The sequence below is a fragment of the Acinetobacter sp. 797_lipA genome, from assembly GCF_058243025.1.
Genome location: NZ_JBZAYQ010000001.1, coordinates 485,394 through 504,866, shown reverse-complemented (window position 1 = coordinate 504,866; position 19,473 = coordinate 485,394). Strand labels below are relative to the sequence as shown.

The following is a 19,473-nucleotide window of genomic DNA, read 5'->3' as shown; positions in this document are numbered from 1 at the left end:
CACCATATTTTATGAGCTATACTCTCTAGCAATTTTTGAATTGTAATTTAGGTGACTTGTGGAACGTTGGTTCGAGTTTATGGGGAATCACCCCTTCTTATTTGGAACACTTGCGGTATTGGTTGTTTTGTTTTTCGTACTTGAAGGACAACGCAATGGTCGCAAAATTTCACCACAATCTTTAGGCATTTTAGTGAAAGCTAAAAATGCCATGTTGATTGACTTACGTGATGCCAAAGATTTCCGTGAAGGTCATATCAGTGGAAGTCGCAACATTCCCTACAGCCAAATTACAAAACATGCTGAAGAGTTAAAAGCTGCAGATCGTCCACTCGTCTTCATCTGTAATTTAGGCCAAGTGGCAGGTACTGCTTTACAACAAGTTGCACATACTGACAGCTATCGTTTAGATGGCGGGATTAGCAACTGGAAGGCTCAAGGCTTACCACTGGTTAAAGCTAAATAATTTGCACAAGGAGAAACTCATGGCTCAAGTCACTATTTACTCAACGACTGTATGTCCATATTGCGTTCGCGCAAAGCAGCTCCTTGAGCGTAAAGGCGTTGAATATAAAGAAATTAATTTATCTAAAGAAGCGCCAGAAGTCCGCATTGAATTGATGCAACGCACCAATCACCGTACGGTTCCACAAATTTTTATTGATGACCAATTTATTGGTGGCTTTGATCAACTTTATGCTTTAGAGCGTGAAGGCAAACTCGACCAACTATTGGCATAATTAGCTCAGCATATTAAGGATTAGAAAATGAGTGAAGCTCAACCACAACTTGCTTTAGAACGTATTTACACAAAAGATATTTCTTTTGAAGTCCCTGGGGCGCAAGTTTTTACCAAAGAGTGGCAACCAGAGTTGAACATCAACTTGTCATCTTCTGCTGAAAAAGTTGATCCAACTCACTACGAAGTTTCACTTAAAGTGGTTGTACAAGCAAACAATGCAGGCGACACGGCATTTATTGTCGATGTTACTCAAGCGGGTATTTTCCTTGTAGATGGTGTTGAAGAAGAACGTCTTCCATATATCTTAGGTGCATATTGCCCGAACATCTTGTTCCCGTTCCTTCGTGAAGCGGTGAATGATATGGTAACTAAAGGCAGTTTCCCACAATTGTTACTTACACCAATTAACTTTGATGCTGAGTTCGAAGCAAATATGCAGCGTGCTCAAGCAGCTGCTGTTGAAGGTCAAGCTTAACTTTAAGCCCTTCAAACATAAAAAAGACCGCTTTTGCGGTCTTTTTTATTGTACTGAATTATTTAAATGCTTTATGGCCTTGCTGCTTAATAGCCTCAAACTTGGTTGAACTTTGTTTGGCTTCCGCAAGTTTCCCAGCATGTACCAAATGTTGAGCATGTTCAATTTCTTGAGTTAATGCATCAAACTTTTGTTCATATTGTTTCACTTTAACACTGTCTTTGGGTTGTTTCACCAAACTGTCAGGCTTGTTTTGTTTGGCAGTTGCCGCGGCTTTTTGCATTTCAGCTAATGCGGTATTCGCCTCTGTGGCAGTCTTGGCTTGAGCAAAAGCTTTTGAGTTCTTCGCCAAAGATTTCATCGCACCTTCTAGCACTTCCGACGCTTGTGCAAGTCCTGCCAAACATAAACTACTGCTCAACAGCACAACCTTTAATAATGTTTTCATTCTTATTCCTATGAGTTTGCAAAAAAATGCAGCCTAAGGCTGCATTGAATATCGCAAAAATGAAGACCGATGTAAATTAAAAATCATCATCACTTTCAGGGTCTCGATGTAAAGCATCATGAATCGCTTCAACCAACTGCAAAGCAATTTCTTGTTTCGACGCTTTTTCCAAATCGCGCTTTTCCATTTTATAGCTTTCTGCAAAAAAGACCGTCATCGCATTTTCATCAGAAGCAAAACCAATATCAGGACGTGACACATCATTACAGGCAATCATATCGAGCTTTTTCGCCACCAATTTACCTGCGGCATATTCCTCGACATTGCGTGTTTCTGCTGCAAAACCCACCATGAATGGGCGTTTATCTTGCTGTGCAATGGTCGCCACAATATCAGGGTTTTTGATTAAAGAAACATTGAGCTCGTCCCCTGCTTTCTTAATCTTATGCTCTGCAACTTCTGCGACACGATAATCAGCAACAGCGGCTGTCGCGATAAACACATCACAGCCTTCATCTAACATTTGCATGCTGGTATCCAGCATTTTCATGGCAGATGAAACATTGATTCGGCGTACACCGTTCGGTGTGTCTAAGCTGACAGGACCTGCAATTAAAGTCACTTTGGCTCCTGCCGCATAACAGGCGGCAGCAATGGCAAAGCCCATTTTACCGGTACTGTGGTTGGAAATATAACGTACAGGATCAATCGCTTCACGCGTTGGCCCAGCAGTAATGGTGACTTTTTTACCCGCCAACATCCCAAATTTTTCAGCCATGGCACGCTGCGCTTTATGGAAGTATTCTGTCACTTGATGTGCCAAGTCCTCAGGCTCAGGCATACGGCCTAACCCGACATCACCACAAGCTTGCGCACCCGCATCTGGCATGATCACATGCACGCCATCTTCCACCAAAGTCGCTAAATTACGCTGTGTGGCTTTTGCCGCCCACATTTGTTGGTTCATGGCTGGTGCGACCCATACAGGGGCTTTGGTGGCTAAATATAAAGTAGAAAGCAGATCATCGGCTAAACCCGCAGCAAACTTTGCGATGGTGTTGCAACTGGCAGGCGCAACCAAGAGTAAGTTTGCCCAACGTGCCAGCTCAATATGCCCCATGCCCGCTTCAGCTTCAGGATCGAGAAGTGCGGTATGGACAGGGTTGCCCGACAAAGCTTGAAAAGTTAGCGGCGTAATAAAAGCCTGTGCACCTTCGGTCATCACCACACGGACTTGAAAACCCGCATCTTTTAAACGGCGAACCAAAATGGCACTTTTATAGGCAGCAATACCACCCGTAACAGCTAAAAGGATATTTTTATTTGGAATTACACTGAGATCAAAGCTCACGAACAGGCTACCTTTCTGTTGCAGTGGCGCTCACAATAGCATTAAATAGTCTCGTACCCAATCATCGATTGGGCCCTGTTTCTCAGATTAAGAATAAAAAAGTATTAAATAATGCACTTATCCATAAAAAAATGGCCCGAACAAGAGCGGCCACGTGAACGCTTATTACAACAAGGGCCTGCCAGCCTCTCCGATGCAGAACTGCTTGCTATTTTCATCCGTTCGGGTTCAACGCAACATTCTGCGGTCGAATTGGCACGTCTTTTGTTGCAACATTTTGGCAGTCTGAATGCGGTTTTTGATGCTGAACTGCCCGAGCTCAGCCAATTTCACGGCATTGGTCCGACCAAGTATTCACAATTAATGGCCGTCAAAGAATTGGGGCGACGCTACAGTAGCCAGCAGCTCAAGCAACACAAGTTGGAACTCAATCATTCAGCTCAACTGCTCAAATTTTTACAGTATGAGTTTTCAGGCGAAAACCAAGAAGTCTTTGCGGTGCTCTGCTTGGATGCACATTTAAGAAAAATAAACTTTAAAAAATTGTTCTTTGGTGCAGTAAATTCTTGTGAAATTTCGATCAATCAATTGCTACGTTATTGTATTGCTCAACATGCTACCTTTATCGTGATTGCCCATAATCATCCACTTGGGAAAGCTCAGCCCTCCACGGCGGACATCGAACTGACCGAGCGCATTCTTCAAGCCAGTCAGCTCGTGGATATTCAACTGATTGATCATTTCATTTTATCGCCCGAAGGTGCTTTTTCTTTTGCTGAACACAGCCTGATCCAATCCGTTTAAATATGCAGACAAATGATTGACAAATACCGCGACAAATATGAAGATCAAGCAAAATTTTAAAAGAATTCTAATCACATGATTGTGCGTGATCAGCCAAGTATTTTTAAGGTGCTTTTTTCATGGCGTGGCACCATTCTTCCCAAAGTTTTACCCCCTTTGGGTGTGGTCATGTTGGTCTCTGCCATTATTGGCATTTTGTCCTATGTCGGCTATTTCCACTTCCCTGAACTGCCATTGGTCGGCTTCACCCTCATTGGGGTGGTACTTTCTATTTTCCTCGGCTTTAAAAATAGTGCCTGCTATGACCGTTGGTGGGAAGCGCGAAAGTTATGGGGCATTTTAATTGCTAACTCGCGTCACTTTGACCGTGACTGTCGTATCTTGACCCAAGGTCGTCGTGAACGTGTAATTCAACATGTGATTGTCTTTGCCAATGTCTTACGTGACCGTTTACGCCATCAAACAGCCAATCCAACAGAATTGGTGCAGACCAGTGGCTTAAGTCAAAATGCGCTGACTCAACTGTATCAACAAGCCAATGCCCCGCAGTATACGCTCAGCTTGATTCAATGGGAGTTGATGCAGGCATTAAAAGAAGGTGAAATTAGTGACATTGTCTATGCGCAGTTGAACCAGCACGTTGCTGACTTGAGTGTGGTGCAAACTGGTTGTGACCGTATTGCGACAACGCCGCTACCTTTTGCCTATTCGGTCTTACTCAATCGTACAGTGTACTTTTTCTGTCTCATTTTGCCGTTTAGCTTAGGCTCAACCTTGGGTATTTTCACCCCGCTCTTGGTGGGTGTGTTGGCCTATACCTTCTTAGGACTCGATGCTTTGAGCTCGGAAATTGAAGAACCTTTCGGAACGCAAAGTAATGACTTACCGCTGGACTCGATGGTACGTACCATCGAAATTGAACTGCTTGGGACTTTAGGTAAACCTACCCCACCACCCATTCAAGCACAAGACAATAACTTACTCTAATCAAGCGCACGCTGACCTTCTCTTAGGCTATATAGCTCTTGGAGAAGGTAGGAATGGTCAAAAATCTTTAGACAAAACTTTCCCAAATCCCCACTTGCCCGTCTTTAACTCTGGGAATATTGCCCAACTTAATCCACGGCATATTGTCACCATGAAAGTCACTCCCGACCGATACTTTTAAACCATGCTCGGCAATCATTCGGTCCACCATTTGACGGGTAGATGTCGGTTCGACATTGGGCGGCAATTCAACTGCATCTCCACCAAACTGCGCAAATATTTCAATCAGATAACGAATATTGGTAGCAGATAAATCATAACGTGTCGGATGCGCCAATACGGCAAAACCACCACTGGCATGAATCACTTGAATGGTTTCTTCTAAGCCCAGCCCATCAAATTTCACGTAGGCTTTCTTACCTTCCTTAATATATTTATCAAACGCTTGTTGCGCACGACTCACATACTTTTTTTCAACCAAGGTCTTGGCAATATGGGTTCGAGTCACACGGTCAGGCATCTGTTCAACTTTCGCCAAAACATCGAGATAAATATCTTCACCAATCAGTGGAATCAACAAATCACAGATTTGCTTAGCCCGTCGCGCACGGATTTGTTTTTGCTGTTCAAGGCATTTTTGCAGTGGTTCTAAGTCTTGCATATTCAATGCAACCACATGTACACCATAGTTTTTCTGGGTTGAGGGTCTCGACCACTGACTCGAAATTTCTACCCCCGAAATAATACGCATCACATGCGACTTTGCAGCCAACTCTGCCAACGCAAGACCATCCATAGTGTCATGGTCTGTCAAAGCCAAGGTGTGGATGCCTTTTTCCGCGGCAGCATCAACCAATTGCTTCGGTGTGAAAGTACCATCAGAAATATTGCTGTGAGTATGTAAATCTACGCCTTCCATCACTTATACTAGCTATTTATTTGAACAGATTTAGATACTCTAACATGAAAGCACTTTTAGACTTTGTGCCGCTGATAATTTTCTTTTATTTATATAAAACTGTAGACCCTAAAAATACTGATCACCCATTGCTCCAATTGATTGGTTCTGCTGGGGGTGTCGATAATAATAATATTCTTGTAGCGACCACAGGTTTGATTATTTCGATGCTAGTAGTTTACGGCGCACTGTTCTTCATGCAAAAGTTCCGTTTAGACAAACAACAGTGGATTGTATTGTTTATGACGGTTATTTTCGGCGGTGTCACCTTAATGCTGTCGGATGACTTTTACATCAAACTCAAAGCGGCCTTACTGAATATTATTTTCTCAGGCGCTTTCTTACTTTCTCCTTATTTTGGCAAAGAACGCAAACCGCTGATCAAACGCTTATTCGGCCCAATCTTCAATTTAACCGACGCAGGTTGGAAAAATTTAAACTTTGCATGGGCTGCTATGTTTGCCCTAATGTCTTTTTTACACGTATTTTTCGCATTTTTATTTATGGACGGAAAATATTGGGGAGAATTCACGGCTTTTGGTGACATGATCGTGATGTTTTCCTTTATCATTATTCAGTTTATTGTATTGCGTAAATACTTTAAATCTTCTGAAGAGTAATTTAGCCAGAATATACATCGAGAACTCATATGCCGCTATTCGTCGTCACATGTACCGATCAAGAAGGTACAGTCGAAAAACGTCTTGCTACACGTCCAGAACATCTTGCTCGTTTACAAAAGCTCAATGATGAAGGTCGTTTAATTGTTGCAGGAGCGATGCCGAAAGATCCAAGTAATCCGCAAGCAGGCTTTTACGGTAGTACGATCATTGTTGATTTTGACTCACGTGAAGCACTCGATGTCTGGTTACAGGAAGAGCCATTCTTAAAAGCAGGGGTTTATCGTCAGATTGATGTTAAACCATTTAATAAAGCATTCCCTCAAGGATAAGGTCATGCGCGTTGTTGTCACAAGCTTATTGGGCTTATCTCTTCTTTCTTCTATGGCGTGGGCCGTTGAAACCGCTCCTGTCCCGAGTGTAGCCTCTGCTGTACCAGCAACGACTGCCGCACCTGTTCTGGTGCAAGGCAGTACGACTCAACCGAAAATCATTCCTGCAGTGGCCACAGTTAGCCCAACAGGTCAACCGCAAGAAGCCAAACCACTCACCGCTGAACAACTGGCTAAGAACAAAGCATTGCAAGATGCAAAAGTCAAAGCACTGGTCAAAGACCAAGCTTCACGTCTTGCACAATTGGAAAAAGCTAATCTTGATGCTTTAGCGCAAAACCAAGAGCTACAACTCAAAAATGACAGCCTCGGTGTACAAGTGCAAGTCTTACAAAGCGAACGCAGTGCGCAAATGTTCCTCTACGGCGCAGCGACCATCGCTGTTGGTGTATTACTAGGTTTCTTAATTGCCAGTTACGTTTATACCAAACGTCGTCGTCAGTGGTAAGCTAAGCCCTATTGAAAACAATAGGGTGCTGTGGTTGTGTCGCGTGCAATTCAAACTGCCGATTTAGAGTGGCAACAGATTGATGGCATAGATGTGCCAGTCTCAAAACAATTTGGCGATGTCTATTTTTCCAAAGACAATGGTCTACTCGAAACTCGCCATGTGTTTTTAAATGGCAATGATTTACCTGAGCGTCTGTCCAATCTTCAGCCCTTTGAATATTTTAGTGTTGGTGAAACAGGCTTTGGCACAGGGCTCAACATCTTGGCGCTTTGGCAACTTTGGCAACAGGTTCGCCCAAATAACCACAGCCACCTTCATGCCATTTCAGTTGAAAAATTTCCGCTGTCTAAAACGGATCTGATACGTGCACTCAATGTCTGGCCTGACCTCAAACCGATCGCCAATCAACTGATCGCACAGTACCCGCACCCAATTGCGGGTTGTCATCGCCTGAGCTTCCCTGAGGAACGTTTTAGCCTTGACCTTTGGTTAGGCGATGCCCACGATGTTTTCCCCAGTATGGCAAAAACCAGTAGCGTTAACGCATGGTTCCTCGATGGTTTCGCGCCTGCCTGTAACCCAGACATATGGGAAGAGCAAGTGCTGAATCACATCGTTCGCTTATCTGGTATTGGAACGACATTTTCTTCGTTTAGTGTCGCAGGCGTGCTCAAACGTGGTTTAACACAGCATGGTATTTCTATTTCACGTCCGCGCGGCTATAGGCATAAACGCGAAATGCTCAAAGCCATCTGGTTAGCTGCTGAGCCTGAAAACATATCAAACGCTGTCGATACCAAATCAATTTTGAATCAAAATCAACCTGATCAAGTACTACACGCTTTTAAGCAACGCCAAATTGCTATCATTGGCGCAGGGATTGCAGGTTTAACTAGCGCATGGGCCTTTGCTGAGCGCGGACACCAAGTCACGCTCTACGACCAATCTGAGCCACTTGCAGGAGGTTCAGGCAATCCGCTCGCCTTACTCAACCCCAAACTTTGTCCGATTGAACAAAGTCATGAACATTTAATGACTTTGGCTTGGCAACATGCTTTACAGCACTATCCCAAGTTTCAGGCTTTTCGCCCCATTCAAGTACATCAACTGGCGCTGAAAAAAGCCGAAGACTTACTCGATCTCGAACAACAATATCCTGCGGGTCTTCTGACAACCGAAACCACTGCTGATTCTGCGTTAATCACTGAATATCCAAGTCTGAATCTAACTGAAGCCGGCGCTGTCTCACCACATCAACTCAAAGATCAAATCTTAGCACATCCGCTCATTCAGTTCGTACAAGCCAACATTACTCAAATCCATCCAGAGCACAATGAACTTTTTAATGCACAAGCCCAATCTCTAGGTCAGTTTGATCACGTGATTGTCTGTTGTGCACGCCACACGGCTGCTTTCTTTGAGCAGTATCCTGTACTGAAACCCATTCGCGGACAAGTCAGTTGGGTGGGGAACACTGCACAACCTTTAACCCTCAATCAAGCTTATAGCTATGGCGGCTATTGTATGCAGCTTGATGCTCAACAGCTCATCTTAGGTGCATCCTTCTATCCAAATCGGGACGACAGCGATGTTTTGCTTGAAGACCATGTGCATAACTACGAGCTTATCCACAGCGTCTTTTCAGATTATGCACAATCGCTTCCTGATGTGAGGACTTGGCAAGGCCGTGCATCCGTTCGTGCGCAAAGTTTGGACTATTTTCCAGTCCTTGGAAAAATGTCTGAACAGACTGAAATTTATAGCTTTGCGGGCTTGGGCTCTAAAGGCTTTTTGTTTGCACCTTTATGTAGTGAAATTTTAGCGGCACAGATACTAAAAGAGGCATGTCCTGTTCCTGAGCCACTGCTACAAAAGCTCAGTCCGACCCGATTCCAGAAAAAGCTCAAAGCTAAAAAGCCTTATTTTAAAGCGCAGTCTTAGTTCTGCTTAAGACTCAAGTACAGCATATGGCGCTATAAATAGAGAAATGTGAATTTCTAAGACATTAAAAAAGCGCCTTACGGCGCTTTTTTTGCTTCTGCTTAATTACTTTGTTCTAAGGCTAAACCAGCATCACGAGCGGCACGGGTACCACCCATTAAAATCACATACTCACGCGCACTGTCAAAACCTTCGAGTAACTCTGCAGCACGTGGCGCTTTACTACCGCCACCACATAAAATGTAAATCGGTTGATCCGTCGACACTTGAGTAAGGCTTTGTGCTGAAAGTTCTGTGATTGGCTGATTAATCGCCCCTTTCACGTGTGCTTCAGCATAAGCACTTGAATCGCGTACATCCCAGATGATCGCATCCTCTGGGAACTCAAATGTTGTAATTTCTTGTTTACGGATCATTGCGCACTCCTTTGATGTAAACAACACTTGGCAAATGAAGAAAACATCCCTAGCATCTCAGATATTCTTTCCATTTGTAAAGGTTTAATCCATGCCATCTTTTGATATTGTTTCAGAATTAGAAATTTTTGAAGTAAATCATGCCGTTCAGAACACCCAAAAGGAAATCGCAACCCGTTTCGACTTCCGTGGTCAGGACGTTTCAATTGAACTCAATGAAAAAAACAAAGAAATCAAAATCTCAACTGAAAGTGATTTCCAGTGTGAACAAGTTTATACCATGTTAGAGAACCATTTCTTTAAGCGTAAAGTCGATATTCAAGCGCTTGATCCACAAAAAATGACTGCTTCAGGTAAAAATGTACTTCAAGTGGTGAAATTAAAAGACGGACTTGACTCAGATACCGCAAAAAAAATTAACAAGGCCATTAAAGAAAGCGGCATTAAAGTGCAATCTTCAATTCAAGGCGACAAAATTCGTGTGACTGATAAAAAGCGCGATACATTACAGCAAGTAATGACGTTTTTAAAAGAACAACAATTTGGTCTGCCTTTACAATTCAATAACTTTAAAGACTAATACTCTTGTTTGATCATTTGAGGTAACTATGCCAAAGGCCAATCGCTTATCAAAACTTGTAAAAACCACGTCACGCTTGCCGAAAGCGTTGCGTACGCGATTATGGAGTCAAGCTTTTGGTCGCATAGTTCCCATGGTCGGCAGTGCCAATATTCGTTATTTGCAAGTCAGTCACAGCGAAGTCGTAGTCAAAATCGAAAATCACCGTGCCATGCAAAACCATATTGGTCAGCTGCATGCCTGTGCCATGGCCTTAATTGCTGAAACGGCAACAGGTTTTGTAACAGGGATGAATGTGCCTGATCATTGCATCGTTCTGATTAAAAGCATGCACGTTGACTTTAAACGTCCAAGTAAAGGTGCCATGACAGCGACAGCCACCTTAACACCAGAACAGCAGCAGTTGATGCAAACCACCGCCAGAGGTGAAACTTTAGTTTCTGTGACAGTGATGGATGAATCGGGTGAAGCACCTGTTCAATGTGAAATGTTATGGGCATGGCTCGACAAAGCATCATTAAAAAAGTAAAAATGTAAATATAACTTACTGTTTAGTAAGTATAAAATTTACAACATTACGCTAAAGCTGCGACTAAAATTTACTATATCTTTACTTCGACTCAGCTCAAAATCATGCTACATAACATGAATATTTGAGCTGACTTAATGAAAAAAAGACTAATTTTAGCGACTGCCTTATTTTCTTTAGGGCTGGTGGCCTGCCAACAGCACAATCCCGCCAATACATCGGTTTCAACAACGCCGAGTCACCATTCTACCTCTGCCCTGACCGAACAAAATAAAAAACTTGTGGTGGACTTTTATGAAGGAGTTTTTAGCAAGCATCAGGTTCAAACCTATTCTGACCGCTATATGGGTATACAATACATTCAACATAATCCCTATGTTGCAGACGGCAAAGCACCTTTTGTAAACTACTTCACCCAGTACTTTAAAGAACATCCAGATGCAAAAAACACCATCAAGCGTGTCGTAGCCGATGGTGATTTGGTGGTGCTCCATGTACATTCCACTCAAAATGCACAAGATCATGGTGAAGCCGTTGTTGATATTTTCCGCGTCGAACAAGGCAAAATTGTAGAACACTGGGATGTAATACAAACTATTCCCGCGGAGTCCGCCAACCGCAATACCATGTTTTAATCCATCGGACTGTGTGGAATAACAATAAAAAAGCCAGTGATGACACTGGCTTTTTTTGCAGACCAACTCAAGCTTTAGTTGGATTGGCTTGCAAGGAATTTTTCTTTAACATCCGCTGGAATCTGACGTTTATTGCCTTTGACATCAACCGCAACAAAAGTAAATACACCTTCAGTCACACGTACAGGCGGACGTGAACTGTCATGGCTATCCCACACTTCAATTTCCATCTGAATAGACGTATTGCCCACTTTTAACAGTTTGGTATAACAACTGATGACATCGCCAACTTTCACTGGGACTAAGAACGTCATCTGATTAATTGAAATCGTTGCACAGCGCCCCTTACTAAAACGCTCTGCGTGAATTGCACCCGCCAAATCCATTTGTGACACAATCCAACCACCAAAAACATCTCCACTCCAGTTGGTATCGGCTGGCATTGCAATTGTCTGAAGAGACAACATTCCTTCTGGTTTCACATGAATCTCTGACACGTTGACTCCAATTTTCGTTATGACTGGGCTTGCAACTGTTGATCTAACCATTGTTGCAATTGTGGCGCACGAAGCGCACCGCTTATTCTAGCAATTTCGGTGGTTTTATTCATTAAAACTAGGGTCGGAATGCTGCGTACGTTAAACGCACTGCTCAATCGCGGAGACTCTTCAGTATTAATTTTAGCAAAAATAACCTGCGGATTTTGCTTGGCCACTTCAGCAAAGTGCGGAGCCATCATTTTACATGGACCACACCACTCTGCCCATAAATCAATAAACACAGGTAAATCACTATGGCTAATGAACTGACTAAAGTTCTGCTCATTCAATTCAATCGGTGCCGCAGGTAACAGCGCTGCGTGGCATTGGCCACAGCTCGGATTAGCACTCAATTTCTCTTCAGGCACACGATTTTTGGCTAAACAAGTAGGACAGACGATAATCATTTAGTTGACTCCAATATGTTGATGTAAGAATTCTAATTGGGTCGAAATGGCTTTTTCAAACCAACTGGCATGATAAATATCAAAATGCTGCATCTCCCATTCATGATATTGAACAAAAGGGGCAATATTGGTCGCGGCTTCACGACTGGATTCAATCGGAATTAAACTATCATGCTTGGCGGCAATGAAAAGTACAGGAATATTAATTTGTCTGACATTTTGAATCGGACGATAACGAATTAAATTAAAAAATAATCGGGCAGGTATCTCCCCACTCCAATAATAATCAGGATTAATAATCGAACGATAACCCAAATAGGCATCTTGCGTCGGTAAAAAACATAACTCTCGTGGATCAACCACAGGTAAAGTGGTCGGAGACATCCCCACTTTTCCACCCATATAATCTTGGCTAGATAGTTTTAAAGCTTTAGGGAACTGTTGCAAAGGATATAACTTAGCACTTGCTGCCCCATCCACAAAAGGCACTTGTGCCATCACGGCCTGTACATTTTTGAACTCTGCTGCAATATCGAGCACATAACCACCACTGAGCGCGGTCCCCCACAACACGATCCGTCGACTATCGATCGACTTACGTTCTTTGAGGTGGTTAATCATGGTCCGCCAATCTTCAAGCTGCTTCTTAATCGAGACCAGTTCTCGTGGACGTCCGGTACTCCCGCCCCAATAACGGTAGTCAAATAACACGACTGCATAACCCGCTTGTGCAAAACGCTGCGCAAATTGGATCAGTTTGAATTGGCGAAGCCCAGCCAAACCATGGGCCATCACAATCACTGCTGGCTTTTCTTCGGTTTTCGGACGATAGAAATCCGCAGCAATGACCTCTTGGCCACTTTTGACATATAGCGGTTCAACGGTATAGGCGTGCATACCTGCTCCATTGCGTTATTTTATGGTTGTAATCGCTTATAAATATTTCAACAGCATAGGCTGAACTTTCAGCTTAATGCTATCATAAAGCATATCTCGATTAGTTTAATTTTGGAGTGACAGCATGAGCGAAAATGTAGGCTTTGCAGGTCAAATTGGCCCAGAACATTTGGTTCAAGTGGTTGAAAAAGGGTTTAAATCTGTGATCAATAACCGCCCAGATATGGAAGGTGGCCCAGAACAACCAACCAGCGCTCAAATTGAAGAAGCAGCACGTGTTGCAGGCCTCGATTATGTCTATCAACCTGTGGTTGCAGGGCAAATCACAGAAATGGATGTACGCACTTTTGCCAATCATTTCAATGAGCTACCAAAACCTGTTTTAATGTTCTGTCGTACAGGTAATCGCTCAAACAACTTATACCAACTAGCGAAGCAAATGGACCTGTTAGATGACTAAATGGTTGTTTAAAAGTGTCATCTGCACTGCTCTGATTTTAACGAGCAGTGCGTTGTGGGCGGCAACGAATAACCTGAGTCAAGCACTCAGCCCGCAGCTCAGCGTTTCAGGGGAAATGACCCAAGACAAGTTTCAACAGTTGATAAAACAAGGTTTTAAGTCGGTCATTGTCAACCGACCAGATCAAGAACAAGGCAATACCATTCGCGTTGATCAACTGCGTAATATTGCGGAACAGTCCAAAGTCAGCGTAATTTACCAACCGGTTACCAGCAGTAAAATTTCTGAAACAGACGTGGTCGAATTTGCTAAATATTATAATGAATTGCCCAAGCCTATTTTAATGGTCTGTAAGAGTGGTGCACGCTCTAGTCTGCTGTTCAATCAGGCAAAACAACGAGGATTACTCCATGAATAAACTGTTGCTGCTTGTAGTCTGCTGTACCTTAATGACAGCATGTAGCTCAATGAATGTCCGTCCTACCGTTGGGGTAAGCGTTGGCACTAGCTTATAAGTCAAATGAAAGTGAAGACGGCATCTAGTGCCGTTTTTTACAAAATATAATCATCTACAGCCCTGAATATGTTAACTATAGAGTATGTCTCGCTTAGATAAACGTTTGCTTATGTATGATCTGATTATTATTGGGGCTGGAACTGCGGGTATCACAGCCTACCAACAAGCCGTGAAGTCCACACAAAATCTATTAATCATTAATGATGGGCCATGGGACACCACTTGTGCACGTGTTGGCTGTATGCCATCAAAAATCCTGATTTCTACAGCAAATCGCATGCATGATATTCAACATGCGGATCGTGTCGGATTGCAAGTAGAGTCAAAAATAGACCGCAGTCAGGTAATGCAACACGTACAAAAACTCCGTGATCGCTTTACTCATAGTACCCTTAAAACCGTAGAGAGCTGGCCTGAGTCTCATAAAATACAGGGCCGTGCTCGCTTTGTCGATGAAAAAACGGTCGAAGTTAATGGGCAACACTACCAAGCCAAAAGCTTTATTTTAGCTGTAGGCTCCACACCTAGCTTTGACCCAGCATGGAAGAATGAACTCGGTGATCGACTCATCACCTCCGATCAAATCTTTGAACTTGATGCTTTGCCTAACTCCTTAGCCGTTATTGGAAGCGGCGTCATCGCGATTGAACTTGCGCAAGCCATGCAACGACTTGGCGTCAATACCACAGTCTTTGCACGTAGTCGTAAAGTCGGGATTCTGACTAGTCCAAAATTGCAACAGTTGGCACAAACAGAAATTAGCACCGAACTTGAGATCAAGTTCGAAGTTTTACCCACAGAGGTTAAGTATATAAATAATCAAGTTGAAATTAGTTTTACTGAAAATAGTCAACCTAAAACACTCAACGTTGATTACTTACTGGTTGCCACTGGCCGAAGCAGCCTTTTAAATACTCTTCAACTCGAAAATATCAACACCTCATTCACAGACTTAAAACATTTACCTGTTGATTCTGATAGCAAACAACTTGCAGACTACCCGATTTTTATCATTGGCGATGCATATACTGATACTCCACTACAACATGAAGCCGCACACGAAGGTAAAGTTTCGGTCAAAAATGCATTGAACTTTCCCACTATAGAATCATGTAAAACCCTAACGCCTTTAGGTATCGTGTTTAGTAGCCCAGAAATGGCAATGGTTGGACAAAACTTTAAGCAACTACAAAGTGTACCTATCGATTTTGTCATCGGCGAAGTCTCTTATTCTAAACAAGGACGTGCATTAGTTCTGGGTAAAAACCATGGGGCCATCGAGGTATATGTGGATAAAAGCAGCCGAAAGTTGCTGGGTGCTGAATTACTCACAGACTCTACTGAACATTTGGCCCATTTACTGGCATGGATGATTTCAGAGCAACTGACCATCGATGAGATTTTGGAAAAACCATTTTATCACCCAACCCTTGAAGAAGGTTTAAGAACAGCATTAAAGCATGCACGCCGACAGTTGGATACGTAGGCTGCGAAATTTATGATTCATATTCTTTTAATAAGGTTTGCTGTGTGCAATTAAACGATTTCATCAACACTGTGCAGTGAACTATAAATCATTCGCGGCATACGTTGATTTAATTACAAGACACACACCTTATTAGATTAGCGGTAAAGTTCTTATTTTAGTGCGTAACTTAACTGATCTAAAACACATTAATAACCGTAATAAACCATGTGTTGTAATACATAAGTCAGTCATTCCTGATCCATTTTGGTTCATAAATGGCTATTCTCTTCAAATAATTGTTTACTTGGCAAATAATTCCATCATATTCTTGCTTTTGTTTAGAGAATAAATTTATTAAGATTATAGAAAGCATGCCAACAAAACAAGTTAAAGCACATCAAGAAAACTTAAAAGATGCTCTATAATCTCTTGTAAATAAGACATAAAAGCCAGCAAATACTGGCTTTTTAGCATTTAGACCCTTATAGATAGCTTATTTTCGGCTCTTTTCATCTGTTTACTTCTTCTTATTTTTCCCTATTAAATTTTAAAGGCTATGTTTTAGCCGCGTCTTCTTATTCTTCCCTAGTATTTCAGCATAAAAAAATCCCCCTCTGCATTAAGCGGAGGGGGATTTAGAATTAATGAGCTGGCGATGACTTACTCTCACATGGATAACTCCACACTACCATCAGCGCTAAGAGGTTTCACTTCTGAGTTCGGGAAGGGATCAGGTGGTTCACTCTTGCTATTGTCGCCAGCACAACTGTTTATGACTATTCGTTGGGTCTAACCTCAGAGCAGTGCTCTTCGTGCCTAACTTTCATCAAATGAGTTATTAACAGGTATATTTGAGTTGGATATTTTATCTAGCTTTATAACTAAATCAAGTTGTTTGCAGTGATTTGAACCACAACACCAACTGTTTGGGTGTTGTATAGTCAAGCCTCACGAGCAATTAGTATTGGTCAGCTTCACATATCACTATGCTTCCACATCCAACCTATCAACGTCGTAGTCTTCAACGGCTCTTTAGAGGACATAAAGTCCTAGGGAAATCTTATCTTGAGGTAGGCTTCCCGCTTAGATGCTTTCAGCGGTTATCCCTTCCGAACATAGCTACCCGGCGATGCGACTGGCGTCACAACCGGTACACCAGAGGTTCGTCCACTCTGGTCCTCTCGTACTAGGAGCAGATCCTCTCAAATTTCCAACGCCCACGGTAGATAGGGACCGAACTGTCTCACGACGTTCTAAACCCAGCTCGCGTACCTCTTTAAATGGCGAACAGCCATACCCTTGGGACCTGCTTCAGCCCCAGGATGAGATGAGCCGACATCGAGGTGCCAAACACCGCCGTCGATATGAACTCTTGGGCGGTATCAGCCTGTTATCCCCAGAGTACCTTTTATCCGTTGAGCGATGGCCCTTCCATACAGAACCACCGGATCACTAAGACCTACTTTCGTACCTGCTCGACTTGTGGGTCTCGCAGTTAAGCGCGCTTTTGCCTTTATACTCTACGCGTGATTTCCGACCACGCTGAGCGCACCTTCGTACTCCTCCGTTACTCTTTAGGAGGAGACCGCCCCAGTCAAACTACCCACCAGACATGGTCCTCGTCCCGGATAACGGGACAGAGTTAGAACCTCAATATTACCAGGGTGGTATTTCAAGATTGGCTCCACCGAAACTAGCGTCTCGGTTTCAAAGCCTCCCACCTATCCTACACAAGTAAGATCAAAGTTCAATGTCAAGCTGCAGTAAAGGTTCACGGGGTCTTTCCGTCTAGCCGCGGGTACACCGCATCTTCACGGCGAATTCGATTTCACTGAGTCTCTGCTGGAGACAGCGCCCCCATCATTATGCCATTCGTGCAGGTCGGAACTTACCCGACAAGGAATTTCGCTACCTTAGGACCGTTATAGTTACGGCCGCCGTTTACTGGGGCTTCGATCAAGAGCTTCGCTTACGCTAACCCCATCAATTAACCTTCCAGCACCGGGCAGGCATCACACCCTATACGTCCACTTTCGTGTTTGCAGAGTGCTATGTTTTTAATAAACAGTTGCAGGGGCCTGGTTTCTGTGGCTGCCAATAGCTCAAGGAGTAAATCCTATCACCGTCGGCAGCGTACCTTCTCCCGAAGTTACGGTACCATTTTGCCTAGTTCCTTCAGCAGAGTTCTCTCAAGCGCTTTGGTCTACTCGACCTGACCACCTGTGTCGGTTTCGGGTACGATTCCTATGTAACTGAAGCTTAGAGACTTTTCCTGGAAGCATGGTATCAGCCACTTCACTGTACAAGTACAGCTTGCTATCAGTTCTCAGCATACAGTACCCCGGATTTGCCTAAGATACATGCCTACAACCTTCCACCTGGACAACCAACGCCAGGCTGACTTAACCTTCTCCGTCCTCTCATCGCATTACATAGAAGTATTGGAATATTAACCAATTTCCCATCGACTACGCCTCTCGGCCTCGCCTTAGGGGTCGACTCACCCAGCCCCGATTAACGTTGGACTGGAACCCTTGGTCTTTCAGCGTGCGAGTTTTTCACTCGCATTGTCGTTACTCACGTCAGCATTCGCACTTCTGATACCTCCAGCATACTTCTCAATACACCTTCATCGGCTTACAGAACGCTCCCCTACCACTTGCAATAAATTGCAAATCCGCAGCTTCGGCATATAGTTTTAGCCCCGTTACATCTTCCGCGCAGGCCGACTCGACTAGTGAGCTATTACGCTTTCTTTAAAGGGTGGCTGCTTCTAAGCCAACCTCCTAGCTGTCTATGCCTTCCCACATCGTTTCCCACTTAACTATAATTTTGGGGCCTTAGCTGGCGGTCTGGATTGTTTTCCTCTTGACTACGGACGTTAGCACCCGCAGTCTGTCTCCCGGATAGTACTCATTGGTATTCGGAGTTTGCATCGGTTTGGTAAGTCGGGATGACCCCCTAGCCGAAACAGTGCTCTACCCCCAATGGTATTCGTCCGAGGCGCTACCTAAATAGCTTTCGGGGAGAACCAGCTATCACCGAGTTTGATTAGCCTTTCACCCCTATCCACAAGTCATCCCCTGGCTTTTCAACGACAGTGGGTTCGGTCCTCCAGTTAGTGTTACCCAACCTTCAACCTGCTCATGGATAGATCACCCGGTTTCGGGTCTACACCCAGCAACTAAACGCCCTATTAAGACTCGATTTCTCTACGGCTCCCCTATGCGGTTAACCTCGCTACTGAATGTAAGTCGCTGACCCATTATACAAAAGGTACGCAGTCACCGAACAAGTCGGCTCCCACTGCTTGTATGCATGCGGTTTCAGGATCTATTTCACTCCCCTCACAGGGGTTCTTTTCGCCTTTCCCTCACGGTACTGGTTCACTATCGGTCAGTCAGGAGTATTTAGCCTTGGAGGATGGTCCCCCCATATTCAGACAAGGTTTCACGTGCCCCGCCCTACTCGACATCATCATATAAGCCCTTTCGTGTACAGGACTATCACCCACTATGGTTGCACTTCCCAGAGCATTCCACTAGAACTTATATGACTTAATGGGCTTTTCCCCGTTCGCTCGCCGCTACTGAGGGAATCTCAATTGATTTCTTTTCCTAAGGGTACTGAGATGTTTCACTTCCCCTCGTTCGCCTCGTATGACTATGTATTCATCATACGATACCTGCCTTATGACAGGTGGGTTTCCCCATTCAGAAATCTCCGGATCACAGGATATTTGCCGCCTCCCCGGAGCTTATCGCAGGCTATTACGTCTTTCATCGCCTCTGACTGCCAAGGCATCCACCACATGCACTTAATTACTTGACTATACAACCCCAAACAGTCGTTAATC

22 protein-coding genes and 2 rRNA genes are annotated in these 19,473 nt (G+C 43.7%); 15 read left to right on the top strand and 9 right to left on the bottom strand.

What is annotated here, in order from left to right:
- The first annotated feature begins 58 nt into the window (after positions 1-58).
- Genes AC4CU2_RS02475 through secB form a run of 3 tightly spaced genes read left to right on the top strand, consistent with a single transcriptional unit; the run spans position 59 to position 1,217 of the window.
- Positions 59-466: a rhodanese-like domain-containing protein gene (locus AC4CU2_RS02475; protein WP_004697633.1), complete on the top strand. Its 408-nt coding sequence runs from the start codon at positions 59-61 to the stop codon at positions 464-466.
- A gap of 19 nt (positions 467-485) precedes the next feature.
- A complete protein-coding gene (grxC, locus tag AC4CU2_RS02470) occupies positions 486-740 on the top strand; it encodes a glutaredoxin 3 (protein ID WP_004697632.1) in 255 nt (84 codons plus the stop codon).
- Between the two features lie 27 nt (positions 741-767).
- On the top strand, positions 768-1,217 hold the full coding sequence (secB, locus tag AC4CU2_RS02465) for a protein-export chaperone SecB (RefSeq protein WP_004697631.1): 450 nt from the start codon (positions 768-770) through the stop codon (positions 1,215-1,217).
- A gap of 58 nt (positions 1,218-1,275) precedes the next feature.
- On the opposite strand, the gene AC4CU2_RS02460 is transcribed toward secB, so the two are convergent.
- Both AC4CU2_RS02460 and coaBC read right to left on the bottom strand, forming a co-directional pair.
- On the bottom strand, positions 1,276-1,665 hold the full coding sequence (locus tag AC4CU2_RS02460; protein ID WP_490768222.1) for a cytochrome b562: 390 nt from the start codon (positions 1,663-1,665) through the stop codon (positions 1,276-1,278).
- Between the two features lie 76 nt (positions 1,666-1,741).
- Positions 1,742-3,016 carry a bifunctional phosphopantothenoylcysteine decarboxylase/phosphopantothenate--cysteine ligase CoaBC gene (gene coaBC, locus AC4CU2_RS02455; protein ID WP_151836492.1) on the bottom strand — a complete coding sequence of 425 codons (1,275 nt, stop codon included), beginning with the start codon at positions 3,014-3,016 and terminating at the stop codon, positions 1,742-1,744.
- 111 nt (positions 3,017-3,127) lie between these two features.
- Here coaBC and radC point away from each other — a divergent pair, with 111 nt between their 5' ends.
- Together radC and AC4CU2_RS02445 are read left to right on the top strand one after the other, a co-directional pair.
- Complete coding sequence (gene radC, locus AC4CU2_RS02450) at positions 3,128-3,820, top strand: RadC family protein (RefSeq protein WP_004697628.1); 693 nt, start codon at positions 3,128-3,130, stop codon at positions 3,818-3,820.
- Positions 3,821-3,895: 75 nt separating this feature from the next.
- Entirely contained in the window at positions 3,896-4,807 is a 912-nt protein-coding gene (locus AC4CU2_RS02445; protein ID WP_004697627.1) for a bestrophin family protein, read from the top strand.
- Between the two features lie 67 nt (positions 4,808-4,874).
- On the opposite strand, the gene AC4CU2_RS02440 is transcribed toward AC4CU2_RS02445, so the two are convergent.
- Positions 4,875-5,726 carry a PHP domain-containing protein gene (locus AC4CU2_RS02440; protein ID WP_490768221.1) on the bottom strand — a complete coding sequence of 284 codons (852 nt, stop codon included), beginning with the start codon at positions 5,724-5,726 and terminating at the stop codon, positions 4,875-4,877.
- Between the two features lie 44 nt (positions 5,727-5,770).
- Here AC4CU2_RS02440 and AC4CU2_RS02435 point away from each other — a divergent pair, with 44 nt between their 5' ends.
- The 4 genes from AC4CU2_RS02435 to mnmC are packed head-to-tail and all read left to right on the top strand — an operon-like array spanning position 5,771 to position 9,169.
- Positions 5,771-6,385, top strand: coding sequence for an inner membrane-spanning protein YciB (locus tag AC4CU2_RS02435; protein ID WP_004983445.1), 615 nt, complete (start codon positions 5,771-5,773; stop codon positions 6,383-6,385).
- A gap of 29 nt (positions 6,386-6,414) precedes the next feature.
- Positions 6,415-6,717, top strand: coding sequence for a YciI family protein (locus AC4CU2_RS02430; RefSeq protein WP_004697623.1), 303 nt, complete (start codon positions 6,415-6,417; stop codon positions 6,715-6,717).
- 4 nt (positions 6,718-6,721) lie between these two features.
- Positions 6,722-7,225, top strand: coding sequence for an SH3 domain-containing protein (locus tag AC4CU2_RS02425; protein WP_131230615.1), 504 nt, complete (start codon positions 6,722-6,724; stop codon positions 7,223-7,225).
- A 30-nt stretch (positions 7,226-7,255) separates the two neighbouring features.
- Positions 7,256-9,169 (top strand): bifunctional tRNA (5-methylaminomethyl-2-thiouridine)(34)-methyltransferase MnmC2/FAD-dependent 5-carboxymethylaminomethyl-2-thiouridine(34) oxidoreductase MnmC1, encoded by a 1,914-nt coding sequence (gene mnmC / locus AC4CU2_RS02420; RefSeq protein WP_490768220.1) that lies wholly within the window; start codon positions 7,256-7,258, stop codon positions 9,167-9,169.
- Between the two features lie 101 nt (positions 9,170-9,270).
- On the opposite strand, the gene AC4CU2_RS02415 is transcribed toward mnmC, so the two are convergent.
- Positions 9,271-9,585 carry a rhodanese-like domain-containing protein gene (locus AC4CU2_RS02415; RefSeq protein ID WP_004983438.1) on the bottom strand — a complete coding sequence of 105 codons (315 nt, stop codon included), beginning with the start codon at positions 9,583-9,585 and terminating at the stop codon, positions 9,271-9,273.
- A gap of 91 nt (positions 9,586-9,676) precedes the next feature.
- On the opposite strand from AC4CU2_RS02415, the gene AC4CU2_RS02410 reads away from it, so the two are divergent.
- The 3 genes from AC4CU2_RS02410 to AC4CU2_RS02400 all read left to right on the top strand — a co-directional run bounded on the left by AC4CU2_RS02410 (position 9,677) and on the right by AC4CU2_RS02400 (position 11,329).
- On the top strand, positions 9,677-10,165 hold the full coding sequence (locus AC4CU2_RS02410) for a YajQ family cyclic di-GMP-binding protein (RefSeq protein ID WP_004697619.1): 489 nt from the start codon (positions 9,677-9,679) through the stop codon (positions 10,163-10,165).
- A 28-nt stretch (positions 10,166-10,193) separates the two neighbouring features.
- Positions 10,194-10,694, top strand: a complete 501-nt coding sequence (locus AC4CU2_RS02405) for a DUF4442 domain-containing protein (RefSeq protein WP_078425653.1) — start codon at positions 10,194-10,196, stop codon at positions 10,692-10,694.
- 137 nt (positions 10,695-10,831) lie between these two features.
- The gene (locus tag AC4CU2_RS02400; RefSeq protein WP_490768219.1) at positions 10,832-11,329 is read left to right on the top strand and encodes a nuclear transport factor 2 family protein; all 498 of its coding nucleotides are present in this window, start codon (positions 10,832-10,834) and stop codon (positions 11,327-11,329) included.
- Between the two features lie 74 nt (positions 11,330-11,403).
- On the opposite strand, the gene AC4CU2_RS02395 is transcribed toward AC4CU2_RS02400, so the two are convergent.
- Genes AC4CU2_RS02395 through AC4CU2_RS02385 form a run of 3 tightly spaced genes read right to left on the bottom strand, consistent with a single transcriptional unit; the run spans position 11,404 to position 13,172 of the window.
- Entirely contained in the window at positions 11,404-11,826 is a 423-nt protein-coding gene (locus tag AC4CU2_RS02395; RefSeq protein ID WP_004697616.1) for an acyl-CoA thioesterase, read from the bottom strand.
- 17 nt (positions 11,827-11,843) lie between these two features.
- Positions 11,844-12,275, bottom strand: a complete 432-nt coding sequence (gene trxC, locus AC4CU2_RS02390; RefSeq protein WP_004697614.1) for a thioredoxin TrxC — start codon at positions 12,273-12,275, stop codon at positions 11,844-11,846.
- A complete protein-coding gene (locus AC4CU2_RS02385; protein WP_058870325.1) occupies positions 12,276-13,172 on the bottom strand; it encodes an alpha/beta hydrolase in 897 nt (298 codons plus the stop codon). It abuts the gene before it with no gap.
- A gap of 124 nt (positions 13,173-13,296) precedes the next feature.
- On the opposite strand from AC4CU2_RS02385, the gene AC4CU2_RS02380 reads away from it, so the two are divergent.
- The 3 genes from AC4CU2_RS02380 (at position 13,297) to AC4CU2_RS02370 (ending at position 15,635) form a co-directional block, all read left to right on the top strand.
- On the top strand, positions 13,297-13,632 hold the full coding sequence (locus tag AC4CU2_RS02380; RefSeq protein ID WP_005401736.1) for a protein tyrosine phosphatase family protein: 336 nt from the start codon (positions 13,297-13,299) through the stop codon (positions 13,630-13,632).
- Positions 13,625-14,050: a protein tyrosine phosphatase family protein gene (locus tag AC4CU2_RS02375; RefSeq protein ID WP_490768218.1), complete on the top strand. Its 426-nt coding sequence runs from the start codon at positions 13,625-13,627 to the stop codon at positions 14,048-14,050. Before AC4CU2_RS02380 ends, AC4CU2_RS02375 begins: the two co-directional genes overlap by 8 nt.
- 208 nt (positions 14,051-14,258) lie before the next feature.
- Positions 14,259-15,635, top strand: coding sequence for a dihydrolipoyl dehydrogenase (locus AC4CU2_RS02370; protein WP_490769200.1), 1,377 nt, complete (start codon positions 14,259-14,261; stop codon positions 15,633-15,635).
- 629 nt (positions 15,636-16,264) lie between these two features.
- On the opposite strand, the gene rrf is transcribed toward AC4CU2_RS02370, so the two are convergent.
- Both rrf and AC4CU2_RS02360 read right to left on the bottom strand, forming a co-directional pair.
- Positions 16,265-16,379 (bottom strand): 5S ribosomal RNA (gene rrf, locus AC4CU2_RS02365).
- A gap of 175 nt (positions 16,380-16,554) precedes the next feature.
- Positions 16,555-19,448 (bottom strand): 23S ribosomal RNA (locus AC4CU2_RS02360).
- Positions 19,449-19,473: the final 25 nt, after the last annotated feature.